Source organism: Paenarthrobacter sp. PH39-S1, from assembly GCF_030063245.1.
Taxonomy (GTDB): Bacteria; Actinomycetota; Actinomycetes; order Actinomycetales; family Micrococcaceae; genus Arthrobacter_M.
The window spans coordinates 42,877-60,071 of sequence record NZ_JASISR010000027.1; the positions used below are offsets into that span (position 1 = coordinate 42,877).

At 60.8% G+C, this 17,195-nt stretch carries 15 protein-coding genes and 4 pseudogenes; 14 read left to right on the forward strand and 5 right to left on the reverse strand.

All coding sequences use genetic code 11. From position 1 onward, the window contains the following. Positions 1–59 precede the first annotated feature (59 nt). On the reverse strand, positions 60–350 hold the full coding sequence (locus QMG52_RS21995) for an alpha/beta fold hydrolase (protein ID WP_349361741.1): 291 nt from the start codon (positions 348–350) through the stop codon (positions 60–62). A gap of 206 nt (positions 351–556) precedes the next feature. Between QMG52_RS21995 and QMG52_RS22380 the strand changes: the two genes are divergently transcribed. Further along, positions 557–922, forward strand: coding sequence for a YybH family protein (locus QMG52_RS22380; RefSeq protein WP_502920551.1), 366 nt, complete (start codon positions 557–559; stop codon positions 920–922). Here QMG52_RS22380 and QMG52_RS16200 read toward each other — a convergent pair. Continuing rightward, positions 881–1,558: a helix-turn-helix domain-containing protein gene (locus QMG52_RS16200; RefSeq protein ID WP_283561452.1), complete on the reverse strand. Its 678-nt coding sequence runs from the start codon at positions 1,556–1,558 to the stop codon at positions 881–883. The two genes, QMG52_RS22380 and QMG52_RS16200, sit on opposite strands and share 42 nt — an antisense overlap. 97 nt (positions 1,559–1,655) lie before the next feature. Here QMG52_RS16200 and QMG52_RS22385 point away from each other — a divergent pair. The 5 genes and pseudogenes from QMG52_RS22385 to QMG52_RS16220 form a co-directional block, all read left to right on the forward strand. Further along, a pseudogene (locus QMG52_RS22385) lies at positions 1,656–2,030 on the forward strand (EamA family transporter); the annotation flags it as partial. Positions 2,031–2,172: 142 nt separating this feature from the next. Then, complete coding sequence (locus QMG52_RS16205) at positions 2,173–2,478, forward strand: EamA family transporter (protein WP_283561453.1); 306 nt, start codon at positions 2,173–2,175, stop codon at positions 2,476–2,478. Positions 2,479–2,756: 278 nt separating this feature from the next. Then, the gene (locus QMG52_RS16210; protein WP_283561454.1) at positions 2,757–2,924 is read left to right on the forward strand and encodes a hypothetical protein; all 168 of its coding nucleotides are present in this window, start codon (positions 2,757–2,759) and stop codon (positions 2,922–2,924) included. Continuing rightward, a pseudogene (locus QMG52_RS16215) lies at positions 2,925–3,866 on the forward strand (YifB family Mg chelatase-like AAA ATPase); the annotation flags it as partial. It abuts the gene before it with no gap. A 581-nt stretch (positions 3,867–4,447) separates the two neighbouring features. Then, positions 4,448–5,052: pseudogene (locus QMG52_RS16220) on the forward strand (dihydrofolate reductase family protein). Between the two features lie 592 nt (positions 5,053–5,644). On the opposite strand, the gene QMG52_RS16225 reads toward QMG52_RS16220, so the two are convergent. Further along, positions 5,645–6,469 carry an N-acyl homoserine lactonase family protein gene (locus QMG52_RS16225; RefSeq protein WP_283561456.1) on the reverse strand — a complete coding sequence of 275 codons (825 nt, stop codon included), beginning with the start codon at positions 6,467–6,469 and terminating at the stop codon, positions 5,645–5,647. 80 nt (positions 6,470–6,549) lie between these two features. Continuing rightward, entirely contained in the window at positions 6,550–7,581 is a 1,032-nt protein-coding gene (locus QMG52_RS16230; RefSeq protein ID WP_283561457.1) for a LacI family DNA-binding transcriptional regulator, read from the reverse strand. Positions 7,582–7,728: 147 nt separating this feature from the next. Here QMG52_RS16230 and QMG52_RS16235 point away from each other — a divergent pair, with 147 nt between their 5' ends. From QMG52_RS16235 to QMG52_RS16260, 6 genes are all read left to right on the forward strand, one after another. Continuing rightward, a complete protein-coding gene (locus QMG52_RS16235; protein WP_283561458.1) occupies positions 7,729–8,538 on the forward strand; it encodes a glutamine amidotransferase in 810 nt (269 codons plus the stop codon). Then, entirely contained in the window at positions 8,531–9,691 is a 1,161-nt protein-coding gene (locus tag QMG52_RS16240) for a M24 family metallopeptidase (RefSeq protein WP_283561459.1), read from the forward strand. Before QMG52_RS16235 ends, QMG52_RS16240 begins: the two co-directional genes overlap by 8 nt. Positions 9,692–9,771: 80 nt before the next feature. Then, entirely contained in the window at positions 9,772–10,812 is a 1,041-nt protein-coding gene (locus QMG52_RS16245) for an ABC transporter ATP-binding protein (protein ID WP_283561460.1), read from the forward strand. Positions 10,813–10,843: 31 nt separating this feature from the next. Continuing rightward, positions 10,844–11,905: an ABC transporter substrate-binding protein gene (locus QMG52_RS16250; protein WP_283561461.1), complete on the forward strand. Its 1,062-nt coding sequence runs from the start codon at positions 10,844–10,846 to the stop codon at positions 11,903–11,905. Between the two features lie 173 nt (positions 11,906–12,078). Beyond that, complete coding sequence (locus tag QMG52_RS16255) at positions 12,079–13,707, forward strand: ABC transporter permease subunit (RefSeq protein ID WP_283561462.1); 1,629 nt, start codon at positions 12,079–12,081, stop codon at positions 13,705–13,707. Positions 13,708–13,795: 88 nt separating this feature from the next. After that, a complete protein-coding gene (locus QMG52_RS16260; RefSeq protein ID WP_283561463.1) occupies positions 13,796–14,743 on the forward strand; it encodes a ribokinase in 948 nt (315 codons plus the stop codon). 141 nt (positions 14,744–14,884) lie between these two features. Here the strand turns inward: QMG52_RS16260 and QMG52_RS16265 are convergent, their stop codons facing one another. Beyond that, on the reverse strand, positions 14,885–15,949 hold the full coding sequence (locus QMG52_RS16265) for an ISL3 family transposase (RefSeq protein ID WP_283561464.1): 1,065 nt from the start codon (positions 15,947–15,949) through the stop codon (positions 14,885–14,887). A 21-nt stretch (positions 15,950–15,970) separates the two neighbouring features. On the opposite strand from QMG52_RS16265, the gene QMG52_RS16270 reads away from it, so the two are divergent. After that, a complete protein-coding gene (locus tag QMG52_RS16270; protein WP_283561465.1) occupies positions 15,971–16,108 on the forward strand; it encodes a hypothetical protein in 138 nt (45 codons plus the stop codon). A gap of 312 nt (positions 16,109–16,420) precedes the next feature. Then, positions 16,421–17,068 (forward strand): annotated as a pseudogene (locus tag QMG52_RS16275) (IS110 family transposase); the annotation flags it as partial. Between the last annotated feature and the right edge of the window lie 127 nt (positions 17,069–17,195).

The window sequence follows — 17,195 nt, forward strand, 5'->3', positions numbered from 1 at the left end:
TAAGGATCAGGTCGTAGGGCAGAGTGTGGGCGAGCCTACCAGGCTTGGCCACCATGGCGTCATCTTGATTGCTTCGTTGAAATCCGCTCCGGTGTGGCGGATGAACAACTCCACTGCCTGGTCGGGGTGCCCGGAACCCAGGGCCTCCTGCCGGCGTTGGGCGAAGTCAGCCGCGGGCTCTCTTGGACGTTCCCGGTCAGGTAGGGCGGTTCGTAGACTGCGAGCTTCGTAATCGGCACTCCGCCTGCCGCGGCCTCGAGTGCGAGGATTCCACCCGAGGAGTGGCCGTAGACAGCCGCGGTCCCGCCCGCCGCGTTGACCAGCGCCCGAAGGTCTTCAACGACCGTCAATAACGCTGCGGCACAGGGCGTGCTGCGTCACCCGGGGCTCTAAGTCACCCAAGTCAGAGAAGACCGCGTCAGGGGTCTGCATCATCGCATCGCACCACGTTGACGCGCGTTGAAGGTTTCCCCATATCGGCATTTGTTTCCCTCGTCGGTGTTGGGTGGGACTATCAGAGTGCGCATGGCCATCAATACCGACGGAAGGACCTGACGTGAGCGACGATGGAGAACGGCAACGGGCGCGGGAGCCGGAGGACTTGAGCCGGTTCTTTGCCGAGAGAGCGAATACCGGTGATGTGGAGGGTCTCGTGGCGCTTTATGAACCTGACGCGGTCCTTGCCTTGCCTAATGGGGACGTGGCAGCCGGTGCGCAGGCCATCCGCGACGCTTACCAAGCGCTCCTGGCCGGTCGGCCCGCATTTAACAACGGTTACCAGGCACCCGCGTTGGTGAACGGGGAATTCGCACTTACCTCTACTGTCATCCCGGGTGGAGCGACTGCCGAGCTGGCGCGACGTCAACCAGATGGCACGTGGCTATGGGTAATTGATCGGCCCAACATCCTTGCTCCAACATGACGATGGGTCGTTCAAGGTCCCGCTCAGTTCGTCCCGGTCCTCCTGGCCGACGATAGGCTCGAAGACGACAAGGGTGAATCGCGCTGTCCGTGTCTGAGCGGTCGCCTGTTTGTCGGGCTGATTCCAGGCATATGTGTGCGCAATTGTGCCGGTAAATGATGCGGAGTCGCCGGTGTTGAGTATTTCGGTTTCCTCGCCCAGGACCAGTCGGACCGCGCCTTGGCGGACCTGGATCAGTTCCCGGGTTCCGGCCGGGTGGGGGCCGCCCTCATAACTGTCGCCGGGTCCGAGGGTCCAGTCCCAGAGTTCCACGACTTTCGGCGGTGCGGTTCCGGCGACGAGTTTCGCGCTTCCGCCGGCTTTACCGCGCCAAAGGACGGGTGCCTCGTCGCGCCGTGTGACCTCGAGGCTCGGTTCTCTGGTGACGGCCAGCAGCTGGGGCAGTCCAATCCCCAACGCATCGGACAGAGCCAGCAAGGAAGCGATGGTCGGATTGGTTTGCCCCTTTTCGACCTGAATCAGCAGGCGGCGGCTCACCCCGGCTGTGCCCGCCAGACGGTCCAGGCTCCATCCTCGTGCCAGACGCGAGGCCCGCACCGTGCCCCCGATCGCCGCCGTCACGTTTTCAAGGTCCATGCGGCCATGCTACCGTTCCAACAGTGCATTAGAGTGCACTATTCGAGCGTAGTCTGGTCCTGCCCGGAAGGATCCCGTTGCGGGAAGGTCTTGCTGAATGAGTGTCTTGTTCTCGCTTGGGGCGTCCTTGCTGTGGGGCACCGCGGACTTTCTCGGCGGGCGGGCGAGCCGGGGGCTGCCGCTCCTGACGGTCATGCTCTTCAGCCAAGTGGCGGGTCTCCTTGGGTTATTGCTGGTCCTGGCCTTCCGTCAACACGTCGACTTTGGCGCCGGAGGTTGGGGCATGGCTGCCGGGATCACAAGCCTGGGCAGCCTCGCCTGCTTTTACCGCGCTTTGGCGGTCGGGACGATGAGTATCGTGGCCCCGATAGTCGCCACGTCCGCAGCGGTTCCGGTGATCGCCGGATTCGCGATGGGCGAACGGCCTTACCCCGCCGCCGTCGGCGGAATCGTCCTCGCCCTGATCGGTGTGGTCCTGGCAAGCCGGCAACCAACACGTGCGCCGGTCACTGACCATCACCGGAGCATCGTTCTGGCCCTCGTCGCGGCATTTCTGTTAGGACTTCAGCTAATTTTTTCTTCAGCAGGCAGGGCATGTCGATGCCTTCACAGGCGTGGCCGCGAGCCGACTGACGAGCGTCGCCTGCTTTTCCCTTATCGCCCTTTTCGCCCGGCCGCCCGTAGCGGTCCGGCAGCTGCCCGGCGTCGCCCTCATCGGGGTGCTCGATACCGCAGCCAACCTCGCCTTCACTGTAGCCACGCTGAACGGTTCGCTCCCCGTCGTCGCCGTCTTGAGTAGCCTTTTCCCCATGGTTACCGTGGCTCTGGCCTATCTGCGCCTCCACGAGCGGCTGACCCGCGCCCAGCTCGTCGGCATTGCCGTGGCCGTCACCGGTGTTCTACTGATCGTAAGCGCGTAAAGGAGACGAATAATCATAACCCTGCCCGATACGTGCGGGTTCGACTGCATCTTCATAACGAGTGCCAGGCGGGACGAATCCCGCCTGGCACGGAGTTCCGGACCAGACTGGGCTTGACAGGAACCGCCATCTCTTGACTACTTTGAAGCAGTTAATGGATGGCGCGAGCTGGGTAACTTGTCCTCTACAGCGGGCTCGGACATCCGAGCCGCCCACATCTTGGATCTTTCCGCTTCCGATGCTCAGGCCTGTGCGCCACCCTGATGGTGGAGGTGCTCATGAAAGCGAAAGATGCTGTTGGCTGGCTGACCCGGATGCAGGTTCTTGGCATGCCGTGTCCCGGGGAGCACAGGGTTCCTCTGCTCCCGATCTGCATCGACACCGCGTCGGTGCCCGGTGACGGCGTGTGCGAATCCGTGCTGAAGTCTCTAAAGGGCGTGGGATAGGTGTCCATGGGCCGGGCTTTTTCGGTGGCCTTGGTAGGGCTGGAGGGGCACATCGTTGAGGTCGAGGCGGATATCGGACAGACCCTGCCGAATTTTGTGCTGCTGGGTCTTCCCGACGCGTCCCTGAATGAGGCCAAAGAGAGGATCCGGGCCGCGGCCCACAATTCCGGCATTCCCCTGAGCAGACGCAAGATCACCGTCAATCTGGTGCCCGCGTCGTTGCCGAAGAAGGGGTCGGCATTTGATCTGGCCATCGTGATGGCTGCGCTGAGTGCTGCCGGGGACGTGCGCGGCACCGGCCGTACCGTTTTCATAGCGGAGTTGGGGTTGGATGGCAGGTTGCGTCCGGTGCGCGGGATTCTCCCGGCCGTGATGGCGGGCATGCGGGCGGGGTTCAGCGAATTCGCCGTGGCGGCGGCGAATCTCGGAGAAGCCCGGCTGGTGCCCGGGGCGAATGCCAGGGGGTATCAGTCGCTGGCCAGGGTGGCCCTGGATTTTGGGGCCAATGCGCAGGAGTTGATGTTGGAGGACATCGGCGACGCGGAACCTTCGTTCTCTGCGGCAGCAGCAGTCGGCGAGCCGTCAGCGGGGCCGGATCTGATCGATGTTGCCGGTCAGGCCGAGGCGCGGATGGCGCTGGAGGTCGCCGCCGCGGGCGGCCATCACCTGCTGCTGGTGGGTCCTCCGGGTGCCGGGAAGACGATGCTGGCCGAGCGGCTGCCGGGGCTATTGCCGGACCTCGATGATGCCGAGGCAATGGAGGTGACGGCCATTCATTCGCTGGGCGGCCGCGATCAGGTCCTTTCGCTGATCCGCCGGCCGCCTTATGAGCGGCCGCACCACACCGCCAGTACCGTCGCCATCATCGGAGGGGGAAGCGGCATTCCCCATCCCGGTTCCGCCTCCCGGGCCCATCGAGGTGTGCTGTTCCTCGACGAGGCAAGAAACCGTAAGCACCCCACGCTTCGTGTCTATTTTACCAGCCAGTCGGGCGCGACAAGGCTAGCGGGGGAGTTCAGCCATGGCCAGTTATGCTCCAGTCGTCGTCCGGGTTCGGCAGTGCTCATGAGCTGCAATCTCTGCGGCAGCGTCGTGAACAGCGGCACCGCACCGCCGCGCGCCGCCGAAGGCCGGGCCACCTACCACCGCAATTCGTTAGATGATCAACCGTGATGTCTATTGTGGCCACTAACAACGGAAACCTGCAGAGGAGCACACTGCACCCGGGGAAAAGGAGCGCATCACCGCTGACCATGACAAAGGTAACCAAGGGATCCCAAATTGCCGACAGAAGCGAGCAGAAATCTGCACGTAACGGGAGCCTCCGAAGAACTCGAACTAGGGCACTGGCTGTTTGAGGTTCGCGGATCGCCTCCATCCCCGCATTGATGGGGCAATCCGCGCGCCGCCCTCTCGCGGTGAGTGTCACCATGCCACGGGTAGTGCTTACGGCTCGCCAGCACCCTCGGGTAGATTTCGGTCCACTACCTGCCAATGGCAGCCACCTTCGAAAGGGGTCGCGGATGTCGGACACTACTTGCCACATGTCGATCTCCCTTGACGGTTTTGTTGCCGGTCCTGACCAGAGCCGCGAGCACCCGCTCGGGAAGCGCGGAATCGAGCTGCACGGCTGGCACATCGGCGACGAGCGCGCCAACGAGGCCGATGAGATCGCAACCCGTTGGCTCATGCGCCCCCGCGGCGCTTATGTCATGGGCCGCAATATGTTCGGTCCGATCCGCGGCGAGTGGGAGGCGGGCTGGCGCGGGTGGTGGGGGTCCGAACCGCCTTATCACGCACCGGTGTTCGTGCTCACCCATCACGCCCGCAATCCGATCGAGATGGAGGGCGGGACGACTTTCCACTTCGTCACCGACGGCTTCGATATCGCCTACGCGCAGGCGCGTGAGGCAGCCGGCGACGACGGCATAGACATCGCAGGCGGTGCCTCCACCGTTCGACAGGCGCTCGTCGCCGGGGTCATCGATGAGCTGACGCTCGACATCGCCCAGTTCTACTCGGGGCCGGCGAGCGGGTCTTCGACGGCGTCAAATCTTTCGGGTTGGAGCCCGTCGAGGTGTTGCATTCGCCGCTGGCCACTCACATCCGCTACCGGCGGACCAGTTGACCGCTGGATAGGTGTACACCGCTTCGAGTGTCGCGATGCGGATGACAGCGACGCACTGTCGGGTGTCCCAAGAGGTAGTCCTGTAGCAGCCGCTGTGGCACCGCGGTTGATTCCGTGACATTTACGGCAAGGTGGTGTCGTGTCTGACCCTCCCCACATGAAGCCCGATTGGCGCAGATCACACGCCAGCGCAGGAGTAGTGCTGTCAGGAAGTCTCACCACCCATACCATGCAAGACGGCACTTGCTGCCGACAACTGCCACAGCAAGTGAGCACAGAACGCCGCTACCGAACTCCACACCAATGCCCATCACGAGTCTTGATTCCCGGTGTCCCATCAAAGGATGGTTTCGTCTGATTCAGAGACTATCGGGATGAGACACGTCATTGGGACAAACCGGAGCCGCGAGAAGCCGTGCCGTGACGGCGCAGAAGGTTAACCGCGGTGAATCCTGCCAATGGTTCCATTGATGGGATGACAGGGGTGAGAGTGGCAGCCGACACCAGCGGCTGCCACTCCGGGTCGCGGAGTTATGGGCGGTGCTTTTTTGATGCCGCGGTCCTGGGCATGTTCTTGTCGTTGGTGGGGAGTCTATCCGAGTTGGCCTGTTGGGTAGAGTTCGCGGAATTTCCAGTCGTGTTCCGGGATGATGATGTCGGCTTCTTTCCTTATCCGGTCGTAGCCGGTCATGAGCTCGGGCAAGTCCCAGAAGGATCCCATGGGCCAGTTGAGTTCCAGGTTCTTGTAGTTGTACATGACATCGCTGGTCAGGCAAACCGTCCCGGCGTCGGTTTCCACCATGACGACCATGCAACCGGGTGTGTGGCCTCCGATCTTGACTAAGCGGACCGAGTCGTTGACGCGGTGGTCGCCGTCTATGACTTGCAGTCGTTCGCGTACCGCGTCGATCTTGTAGCTATATTCGGGGTAGTAAAACATGCAGAAGGAGGGCGGTTCATCAGCTTGGGGGAGTTCATCGTTTTGGACGATAAAAGTGGCGTTGGGGAAGAGTTCATTGTTGCCGATGTGGTCGAAATGCAGGTGGGTGAGGATGACGATGTCAACATCCTGAGGGGCAACCCCGTGTTGGGCCAGCCCCTGCACGAGGTCTTGGCCTTCGGTGCGGGATGCTACGAAGTCGACTCCGTAGCGGCTTTGCATCTGGGAGACCTCATCGATGTCTCCCAGTCCGGTGTCCACGAGGATCACCTGGTCAGTGCCCTGGATGAGCCAAACGGGCACTGGCACCATGACGCCCTGGGTGATTTCCCCGTTCTTGCGCTGGATGTCCGTCCGCCATCCGAAGGGACGCCGGTCCTCCACAGGCAGGTCCGGGTGGGCCCCGGAATTAAGCAGGGATACGGACAGGGAGCTTTCCAGTTCCCCGGTCACGATGTGTTGAATCTTTACACCCATCGAAGTGTCTCCTTTGGTTGATGGCTGATGTTTTTGAGCGGGTGGCAGGACAAGGCCTGATGCGCGCCGGGCGGCGTCCATCATGGTTGTGAGGACACGGGGGTGGGGCTGAATCGTGATTCGCCGGAGGAAGCACGGGCGATGAGGGTGACGGACAGTATTTCGCGGTGAGGTTGAGGGGGGGATTTATGCTCAAGTGAATCCAGCAGGATCTCGGCGGCTTTGGAGCCCAGCCCTGCGATGTCCTGATGGACGGAGGTGATGGTGGGTTGCGATCGCCGGGCCAGGGAGATGTCATCAAAGCCGACCACGGAGACGTCTTCTGGCACGCGCAGCTTCATGGCTTGCAGTTCTTGGATGGCCGCGTGGGCCATGAGGTCATTGACGGCGAAAACCGCGGTGAAGTCGTTGTCAGTAATATCGCCGATGCATGCTTGCAGGGCTGCGGTTCCACCATCGATGGTCAACGCCCCACGGCTGACGGTGGCAATGCCGCCCGCCGCGGTCCAGGTGGACAAAAATCCCTCCACCCGCTGGGTGCTGCTGATTAGGTGTTCTTCCCCGGCCAAGACCAACGCCTTGTGATGGCCGTATTCCAACAAATGCTCGGCCGCAAGTCGGCCGCCGGTGACATTGTCGGAGACCACAGCAACCGTCCGTGAGCCTTCGATCTCCTCATCGACGTGAACGAGCGGAATGTCTCCCAGCAGCCTGGTCAGCTCCTCTCCCGTCATTTCGGCGCCGGCGGCGTAGATGACACCGTCGACAGCCTTGCCGCGGAGCATTTCCAAGTAAAGAACTTCACGTTCATGGTTGAAGCCGGTGTTGCACAGCAGGATGTTGTATCCCCTGGAGCTCGCGACTCCCTCGGCGCCTTTGGTGAGTATGGCGAAAAATTCATCCCCGACATCAGGCACAAGCATCGCCACAATGCGGGTCATCCCCAAGGCGAGGTTTTGTGCGGCCCTGTGGGGCAGGTAGGCGAGCTTTTCCATGGCATCGTGCACACGTTGCTGGACCTCGTCGCTGACCTTCCGCTTTCCGCTGAGAGTGTGGGAAACCGTCGTGGGGCTCACCCCGGCCAGTGAAGCAACATCGGCTATGGATACCACGGGCCCTCCTTCAGGTCGTCGGTCACATCGTTTGCAAACCGCTTTGCTAAACCTCTTGCCAAACCGCTTTGGTTAAATGTAGCGTAGGTCACAACACCGACGCAAGACCGCCGGTATCGGCGCGTATCCCCTGAAAATTCAAGGATAATGATGATTAAAGTTCTGCTCGCTGGCGAATCCTGGATCAGTAATTCGACACACTACAAGGGGTTCGATTCGTTCAACAGCGTGACCTTCCACACGGGGCATGGCCCGTTGGTCAAGGCGCTGACCGGATCCGATATTGACCTGACGTTTATGCCGGGTCATGAGGTGGCGGAAAACTTCCCTTCTGATTTGGACTCCTTCAACAAGTTCGATGTTGTGATCATTTCGGACATTGGCGCCAACAGCCTGCTGCTTTCGGCCAGCACGTGGCTGTCTTCACAAAGGCAGCCCGATCGGCTGGAACTGTTGGCTGAGTGGACGGCCAGCGGCGGCGGTCTGGCCATGATGGGCGGCTACCTTAGCTTCCAGGGCATTGAAGGAAAGGCCTTCTATGCCGGGTCCGCGGTGGAACGTGTCCTTCCGGTGGAGATTTCACGTTTTGATGACCGGGTCGAATGCCCGGCCGGTGTCCGGCCGGTGTCGATTTCACCCACCGGCGGGGTGGACGGGGCCTTCTCTGTGCCCGAGGGCCCTTGGCCCCATCTGCTCGGCTACAACAAGGTCACTGCCAAGGCTGGTTCCCAAGTCCTGGCCGAGATTGGGCCGGACCCTCTGCTGGTTTTGGGAGCGGTGGGACAGGGCCGCTCGGCTGCCTGGACCAGCGACATCTCCCCGCACTGGTGCCCTGATGAGTTCTCCAGCTGGGACGGCTACCGGACCATCTTTGTCTCGCTGATTACTTGGCTGGCCGGCAGCCAGGAGGCCTTGGCGTCTGTGCCGCTGATGAACAAGGAGACCACTAATGTATGAGGCCATCACCCGGGTTTCAGAGCTGACGGAGCGGTGTGACCGCTTTCAAGAGCGGATGCTCCAGGCTGGCTTTGAGGCCGCCATCATTTCCTCCCCCCTCAGCGTCCATTACCTCACGGGAGTGGACCTGGGAGGGTTCCTGTCACCGCAAGCCTTGATATTTGCCGCCGACAAGGACCCCGTTCTCATCGTCCGCGATATTGAAATGACCTGGCAGGACCACTGGGCGGAACGGTCGTGGTGCAAGACATGGGCATCCTACAAAGATGACCAGGACGCCCATGTTGTCATAGGTGAAGCTGCCAGCCAGTTGGTCGGTAGGGGGGTGAAGAGGCTCGGACTTGAGCTCAATAGACCTACCATGAGCTACGACGCCGTCCAGAAGCTGCTCTCTACCATTGATCCTGGTGCGATCGGCTCGATCACCGAGACGATCGAAGGGATGCGCCGCATCAAATCCGCAACAGAGATTGGATTTATGCGGGAGGCCGGGAAGATCGCCGTGGCAGGGGTGTATGCACAGGCTGATGCCGTCCGCGGTGGCGCCACCGACACCCAGTCCGTGTCCGCGGCGTTTGGGGCCATGTTGGAGGCCGGGGCCTCCTTGCTTGCTGACCCGCCGTCGTTGCCCGTCGGTCCCGGGTCGGCGCGCGCCCACAGCCACTGGGACGGCAAGAAGCCTGTCGATGGTGACGTTGTCACCTTCTTCATGTCGGGCAGTTACGGCCGCTATCAGTGCCCGGTGGAGAGGACCTTCGTGTATGGGAAAAACCATGGACGAGCCCAAAGCGTCATCGACTCCGTCGTGGAGGTACAAACGGAGATCCTGGATTTCTTGAAGGCCGGGGTGGTGTCGTCCGAAGCCGACCAGTTTGCGAAGAAGCTCTATGAAGCACGGGGCCTGGAACAATATCGGGCGTGCCGGCTGGGGTATTCAATCGGCATAGCGTACCCGCCCGGATGGTGGGAGAACGAGATCGCCCAAATCCGCCCCGGCAGCGACATGGTCCTTGAACCCGGCATGGCTTTCCATATCGTTCCGTGCCTGTGTGTTCCGGATGTGGGCTTCGTCAACCGCAGCATGGCCGTTGTCATCACGGAGAACGGCTGTGAGCCGCTCATTGACCTGCCGATAGACAAGCAGGTTCTGTGATGGAGCCGGTGACGACCGCCGAACGCCCAGCCACCTCCAGGCGTCCGGCCACTGGTGCTTCCATCAGGGTCAGGAACGCCATGAAAAGCTACGGACCGACAGTGGTGCTGGAAAACCTGGACCTTAATATTGAGCCAGGGGAGTTCGTAACCTTGCTCGGACCGAGCGGATCGGGAAAGTCGACCCTGCTCAACGCCATCGCCGGGCTGGAAAACCTGACTGGCGGCACCATTGAGGTCGATGGGCGGGATCTGACTCGCGTTCCTGCCCATAAGAGGGGCTTCGGCATGGTTTTCCAGTCGTATGCTCTTTTCCCTCACCTGACGGTGGCCGAAAATGTCGGCTATCCACTGCGTGTTCGGCACCTGGGGGCACGGGACCGGCGCCTCCAGGTGCAGAAATACCTGGAGCTGGTTGCCCTCGACCATATGGCTGACAGGTTGCCGTCCCAGCTCAGCGGCGGGCAGCAGCAACGTGTGTCACTGGCCCGGGCGATGGTGTTTGAGCCCAGTGTGCTGCTCATGGATGAACCTCTTGGTGCTTTGGACCGGAACTTGCGTCAGTCGTTGCAGTTTGAGATCCGCAAGCTCCAGCTCGAAGCAGGGTCAACGGTGATCTACGTTACCCACGACCATGACGAGGCATTGTCCATGAGCGACAAGGTGGCACTGCTCAACGACGGCAGGATCGTACAGTTGGCCTCCCCCCGGGACCTCTACCGCAACCCACGGAATTCGTATGTGGCCGCCGCTTTTGGTGAGACCAGCCTGCTGAAATGCACGGTCGACGCCGGACATGCCGGCTTGACGGCCCACCTGACCGGGAGTGGGCAGAGCCTGCGTGTGCCGGAGCACACCAACCACACCTGCACCGGAGGAGAAGGGTTCCTTGCGGTGAGGCCTGAAGTGGCGACCATCGTGGGTCCTCGCGATCCCGGGGCGAACCTTCACGGGATGCTCGAGTCGGTCGCCTTCATGGGTGACATCTGGCGGTGCGAGGTGAGGGTCGGAACGGAAACCCTCATCGCCACGGCCCCGTCAGGGGCGGCCCTTGCCTATCAGACCGGTCAAGACATCGGGCTGACTCTCGATTTGGATTCACTGCGACTCGTGGCCATCTAGGCTCCGACCTCAACTCACAGAAAGAACAACCATGAAACGAATGATTTGGGCGAATATCGCCATTGTGGCGTCGTTGGGCACGGTCCTTGCCGGGTGTGGCACCCCGGCATCCGATGCTGGTTCGGCACCCAGCCAAACTGTCACGGTGGTGGACGGCGGCGGCGCTTATCACGATGCGATGGTCAAGGCCGTGTATGAACCGTTTGAGAAAGAAACGGGGATCAAGGTAGTTTCGCAAAGCTACGACTACTCCCAGGGCGCCATCAAGGCCCAGGTATTGGGCGCCAAGCAGTGGGATGTCGTATCCACCTCCACCATCTTGGACGACGCGGCGGCTGCCGAGTTGTACCAACCCATCGACTATGCGGTTGTGAACAAGGACGGTTACTCGGCCGCCGATGCCTCGAAGTACTTCCTCTGGTCGGTGTACTCCGCCAACGTTCTTGCCTGGAACACGAACTCCATCAAGACTGCGCCCACGTCGTGGGCGGATCTCTGGGACACCGGCAAGTTCCCCGGCCCTCGGGCTCTGTGGAACAGCCCCCAGTCCGTGCTGGAGATCGCCCTCTTGGCCGATGGGGTGAGCTGGGACAAGATGTACCCGCTGGACGTGGACCGCGCCTTCAAGAAACTCGATGAACTCAAGAGCAAGACCAACATTGTGTGGTACGACTCCGGTGCCCAACAGACCCAAAATTTCTCCAGCGGCGCAGCCGTCATCGGTGAAGGATGGAACGGGCGTATCGCCTCCTCACGGAACCAGGGGCAGCCGGTGGACTACACCATCAACGGGGCACTCTCGGGTGGAACAGCATGGGCTGTTCTGAAGACCGCACCGAACAAGACCAACGCGATGAAATTTATGAACTATGCTGGCGGCGCTGAGGCGGGAGCCGCATTGGCGCAGGCCTTCCCCGGCATGTCACCGGCTAATACCAAGTCGTACCCGCTGATTCCCGAGAAGATTGCCAAGAATCTTGAGTCCAACCCTGCCAATGCCAAGGTGGTGGCAGGAAATATGGACGCACAGTGGTGGGCCACCAACTACAATGCGGTCTACGAGCGCTGGCAGAAATGGTATTCGGCCAAGTGAGGCAACTGAAAAAGAAGCCATCGGTGGGATGGGCGGCCATCCCACCGGTTCTCTTCCTTATCCTGTTCTTCATACTGCCGCTTTTTTACATGGTCCGTCAGAGTTTGTGGCTGCCAGACTTCTCGGCCTCGAAATACGTAGAGGCTGTCACAAATTCCGCGTACACGGGCGGATTGAAAAACTCCCTGGTTCTGGCAGCGTATGCCACTCTCTACACCACGATACTGGGATTATTTCTCGTCTATGCCATGGACCGTTGGGGGAAGAAATGGCAAATCGCCATCAGCATTTCCCTGCTCATTCCGCTCGTGACCAACGGTGAGCTCGTCCGGGTCCTGGCCTGGATGATCGGGCTGAGCCCGACCGGTCCCATTACGGCTGTCGCACGCTTCTTTGGATTCCTCCACGCCGGCGAAGGCCTGGCTCCCAGCCTCGGGGCCGTTGTCCTTGGACTCGTGCACATCCTTCTGCCGTTCTTCGTTTTCGTTGTGTATTCAACCACTCGGGGAGCTGATGCCAGGATAGAAAAAGCGGCGGTCCTCATGGGAGGCAATAAGCTCCAAGCGTTCCTTTACGCAGCCCTTCCGGCCGCGATACCAGGAATTCTTGCGGGCATGCTTCTGGCATTCATGATGACCTTGGGCTACTACGCCACCCCGGCACTGTTGGGAAATCCACAAGACACGGTTTTGCCCGTCCTGATCGCCAACCAGATCAAGCTCCTGGGGGACTACGGCCAGGCCGCAGCGCTGGGCATGCTGCTCCTCGGGGTCATCCTGCTGTTCATCCTTGCACTCAACAAATTGGGTGTCATGCAAAGTCTTTACGGGGACCCTTCCAGCAAGGACAACGGCAAAGCAGGCCAGTCACGCATGAGCAACTACTGGTGCTCACTGGTGTGTTCCACGCCCGTACAACGGGTGACCGCCGTTGTCAGCGGCTTCAAAGCTTTCCGATGGACCTCCTACGCACTCGCCCGGTTGGTCGTCCTGCTGCTGTTGCTATTCCTGGCTGTCCCGCTCATTATTTCTTTGGGCGCTAGCTTTACGCCGACTGAACTGCTGACCTTCCCGCCCCAAGGCATCTCGCTTCGCTGGTACGAAACATTCTTTTCCGATCCGGTGTGGACATCGAGTGCCCTCAACAGCCTGATCATTGCGCTCATGAGTGCCGTGGTTTCGGTGGTCTTCGGTGCCCTGGCAGCAGCTGCCCTGACACGTGGAAGGTTCAAGCGGAAGGGCGCACTATTTGCCCTGCTCATCGCGCCACTGGTCATTCCCTGGATCGTTCCGGCGCTGGGCCTCTACTTTGAAAGCGTCTCCCTGGGAGTAGCCTTCACCTACACCGGCATCTCCATAGGCCACGTCGTTTTGGCTCTTCCATACAGCACCCTGGTGCTGAGCACCGCATTGAGGGGATTCGATTGGCGCCTGGATCTTGCTGCACGCATGAGCGGGGCTTCCCTTGGCCGGCGGATAGTGGACATTTACATCCCCCTGCTCAGGCCCGCCATGCTCTCGGCATTTCTGTTCTCGTTCCTGACTTCGTTTACGGAGTTTGTGTTCGCGTTCTTCATGAGCGACGTCCATCTCAAGACTCTGCCGGTCCAAATGTGGGAGGGCCTGACCTTCAACGTGACACCGACGGTGGCTGCGGCTGGCGGCATCTTCACTGCCCTGGCACTGGTGGCCATGATCATCGTCGGGGCTTGGCAATACATGGCAACACGACGCCTTTCTCCCAAGAAGAACCTACGAAGGGTGACAGCTCCGCCACAGGACAGTTCAGTCCTTAGTTCATAGGGGAGTACCGACGCCCCTGATCTATGGAAGAACGCCAGCCCAGATTTCATTTCAAAAGTGTCCCGACCACACGAGAAAAAGAGAAGTTATGAGTAAAACGACCACCCATCCCACCGTGCTGGTCGTCGGGTCCCTGAACATGGATCTGTCAGTGCGCACATCGAGGTTCCCGAATCCGGGGGAGACAGTACACGGCGGGGAGCTTAAAAAAGTCCCTGGGGGGAAAGGTGCGAATCAGGCAACGGCCGCACAGGCCCTGGGCTGTCAGGTCTCGATCATTGGAGCCGTAGGAGACGATGATTTCGGTTCCACGCTTCTTGCGGCAGCACAAACCCACGGCATAGACACCTCCCACGTCAGCGTCCTACCCGGAATCGCCACAGGGTCCGCGATGATTGCGATTTCCGACGACGGGGAGAACACCATCATCGTGTCCCCGGGGGCCAACGGACGGCTCCTCCCATCCCACATAGTTGAAGCCGAAGCCCTGTTTCGAGACTCAGCAGTACTGTGCCTGTCACTGGAAACGCCTCTGGCAACCGTTCAGGCCGCAGCGCGGATGGGAAAAATCCACGGGATCACCAGCATCCTGAACCTCTCGCCCTACCGTGACGTCCCAAGGGATTTTCTGGATACTGTCGACATATTGCTCGTAAACAGACATGAAGCTGCAGGACTTCTCGGCAGTCCAGTCATCGACTCCAATGACTGGGAAATGGTGCAGTCACAGTTTTTCAGGGCCGGCTTGACCCGGGTCGTGGTAACCCTCGGCTCTCAAGGTGCCGTGGTGCTCGATTCGACCGACGGTGAGAGCATGCCACACATGGTTGAACCACTCACTGTCCAAGCCGTGGACACCACAGGGTGCGGGGACGCATTCTTCGGCGCGATCGCCCAGCAGATCGCACTCGGAGCCGGACTGACCGAAGCCGCCAGCTTCGCAGCCAAAGTCGCATCCCTCACAGCAGCCAGGGAAGGAGCCCAAACCTCATACAACGTTCTCGCAGATACCTACGCCGGATTAATGGAGTCCTGACACCACGCTGTGAGACTTGATCTAGCTGGTCTGGGACTGGCTGGCAGAGTAGGTACTGGCTGTTCTTCCCGGTCGTTGTGACTCCAACCCACGCTGGCTCCGATCGGATGTCTGACTCTCCTGACGTCAGTGTGGGCCAGTTTATTTCTGGTACGGGAGTTTGATTTCCACTGGGCCGCAGGCGAGCATGATCAGGGCGAGAGCGGCTTCTAGGGTGTGGAATCCGTAGGATCTGCGGGTCATGGTTCTGATCTTGTTGTTCAGGCCTTCGTGGCGGCCGTTGGAGAGTTGCCTGGTGACGGCGGCGTGGATCCCGTCGGTGTGGGAGCGGATGGTGGCGGCGGCCCTGGCGAACTCGCGGATGTTGGATGTGGCGGCGAGTTCGCACCGGGTGGTGATCATCTCCATCACGTCAGCGGGGTTGAGGTCGCCGGCGAAGACTTCCCTCAGGGATTCCTTGAGCTGGTAGGCGTCCCATAGAAGCCCTCCGGCCTGTTCGAGCCCGGCCAAGGTGACTTGTTGCTTCCCGGTGAGGTTCTGCGGGTTTTTCAGCAGCACCCAGCGGGTTCCCTTGAACTTCTTCGCGATGTCCTGATCGGGCAGATCACGGGCCCGTTGCCAGATGGAACGGCGGAAGGATTCCAAGGCGTTGGTGGCCAGCTGGATGACGTGGAATGGATCGTAACAGATGACCGCGCCGGGGGCGTTGGTCCTCACGGACTTGGCAAAAGCCGGTCCCATGTCCATGCTCACGGCCTCTATCACCGCCGTGTTCTCGGCTCCGATCTCGGCGAAGAACCCGTCCAGTGTGGCCGCGTTTTTCCCCGGGGCTCCCCACACGATCTTCGAGGTGGCGTGGTCCGAAACCAGGGTCAGGTAGCGGTGGTGTTTGCGCCAGGAAATCTCATCCACCCCAATATTGACCAGGGACTCGAAGCGTGTTTCATCGAGCTGTTCGGCCACGACGCGTTCGCAGATCGCCCCGACCGTCCGCCACGCTATCCGGGCGAACAATGACACCGTGGTCTTGTCCGCCCGGGTGACCAGCCAGGCGATCATGTCCTCAAAGTCCGTGCTGAACCGGGACCCGGGCCGGGCGAACGGCACGCCCTGAACCACGACCCCATGGGCCGGACACACCAGGCGCCGGCGCAGCATCGTCAGCACGGTCACCCGCCCCGCAACATCCAGGAGGATTCGGCCCACCGGGTGTCATAGCCGGCCATCGTGAAGAAGCTGCAATGCGGGCAGTCCAGGCGTTTGCGGGCCTTCAACGCCACCCGCACCACCAACGGGCCAGCAGCGTGCACCAGGATCAACATCAATGACGCGCACGCCTGTCAGGTTAAGGAGACGGTTGAGTAGAGTGGTAGCACGCATGGGTAACTCCGAAATTTGGGCAGTGTGAGAACTACCAAATCTACCGGGTTACCCATGCCCCATAACACACAAACCCTGACCCACACTTACGTCAGGAGAGCCGGATGTCTTTTAGGTGACTTGTCCAATTGCGGGGCGGGGCGGCCGGTACCTACCCGGCCCACCTTGGTGACTTGATCAGAAGGTTATCCACCCTCCAGGGCGTAACTCGTCACAGTATTGTTCCGAAGTGACCTCTACCCGGACTGGTACCGGCCGACACCGGCCACGACCATATCCGCGAAGAGGAAGGTACGAATGACCGCCATGTCTATCGTCGCGCATTCACATGCGTTTGTCGTCGGTGTCGGCACCCACGTCCGTAAACACGTATAAGCAATCATCGCCGCCACCACCGGTGAACTCGTTGATACCCGGGATTTCCCCACCAACAGTGCCGGCATCAGCCGCGCTACAGCTTGGGTGGCCCGCCGCACGGGTGCTGACCTCGCGGCTCTCTGGGTGAACGAAGGTGCCGCCTCATACCGGGCCATCCTCGCCGGAGCCGTCGGCGCCGAGGGCTACGAAGTCGTCGAAGCCGCCCGCATCGACGCACGGGCCCACCACGGCGTCGGAAAATCCGACCAACTTGATGCCCAGCGGATCGCCAGGACAGCACTCCCGTTGGAGATTAAGCAGTTGCGTCGACCCCGGGTCAGTGAAGGCGTCCGTGCGTCCCTGAGGGTCCGGATATCTGTGCGTGAAGCTATGACCGGTGAACGTACCCGGGCCGTGAACGCGCTGACCGCTCTGGTGCGCGTCAACGATCTTGGCCTGGACGCCCGCAAGGCCTTGACCAGTGTGCAGTTTGCCGAGGTGTCCCGGTGGCGTGCCCGGGATGAGGAGTTGGTGCTCGCCATTGCCCGTACGGAAGCTATCCGGTTCGCGAAGCGGATCGGTGAGCTTCCCTCTACGTCAAGCTGGTTGTGAGCCACCCGGTTCTTTCATATTGATTGAAGGAGACAGCCATGACAGTTGCTATCCAGGGGTATACCCGTGAGGAGATCCGTCAGTTCGTGCACGAGTACTATCT

Bases quoted from the DNA above. Each gene is read 5' to 3' on its own strand.
- QMG52_RS16200 (WP_283561452.1), bottom strand. From the start codon at position 1,558: ATGGACCTTGAAAACGTGACGGCGGCGATCGGGGGCACGGTGCGGGCC.
- QMG52_RS16210 (WP_283561454.1), top strand. From the start codon at position 2,757: ATGAAAGCGAAAGATGCTGTTGGCTGGCTGACCCGGATGCAGGTTCTT.
- QMG52_RS16225 (WP_283561456.1), bottom strand. From the start codon at position 6,469: ATGGGTGTAAAGATTCAACACATCGTGACCGGGGAACTGGAAAGCTCC.
- QMG52_RS16235 (WP_283561458.1), top strand. From the start codon at position 7,729: ATGATGATTAAAGTTCTGCTCGCTGGCGAATCCTGGATCAGTAATTCG.
- QMG52_RS16240 (WP_283561459.1), top strand. From the start codon at position 8,531: ATGTATGAGGCCATCACCCGGGTTTCAGAGCTGACGGAGCGGTGTGAC.
- QMG52_RS16245 (WP_283561460.1), top strand. From the start codon at position 9,772: ATGAAAAGCTACGGACCGACAGTGGTGCTGGAAAACCTGGACCTTAAT.
- QMG52_RS16250 (WP_283561461.1), top strand. From the start codon at position 10,844: ATGAAACGAATGATTTGGGCGAATATCGCCATTGTGGCGTCGTTGGGC.
- QMG52_RS16260 (WP_283561463.1), top strand. From the start codon at position 13,796: ATGAGTAAAACGACCACCCATCCCACCGTGCTGGTCGTCGGGTCCCTG.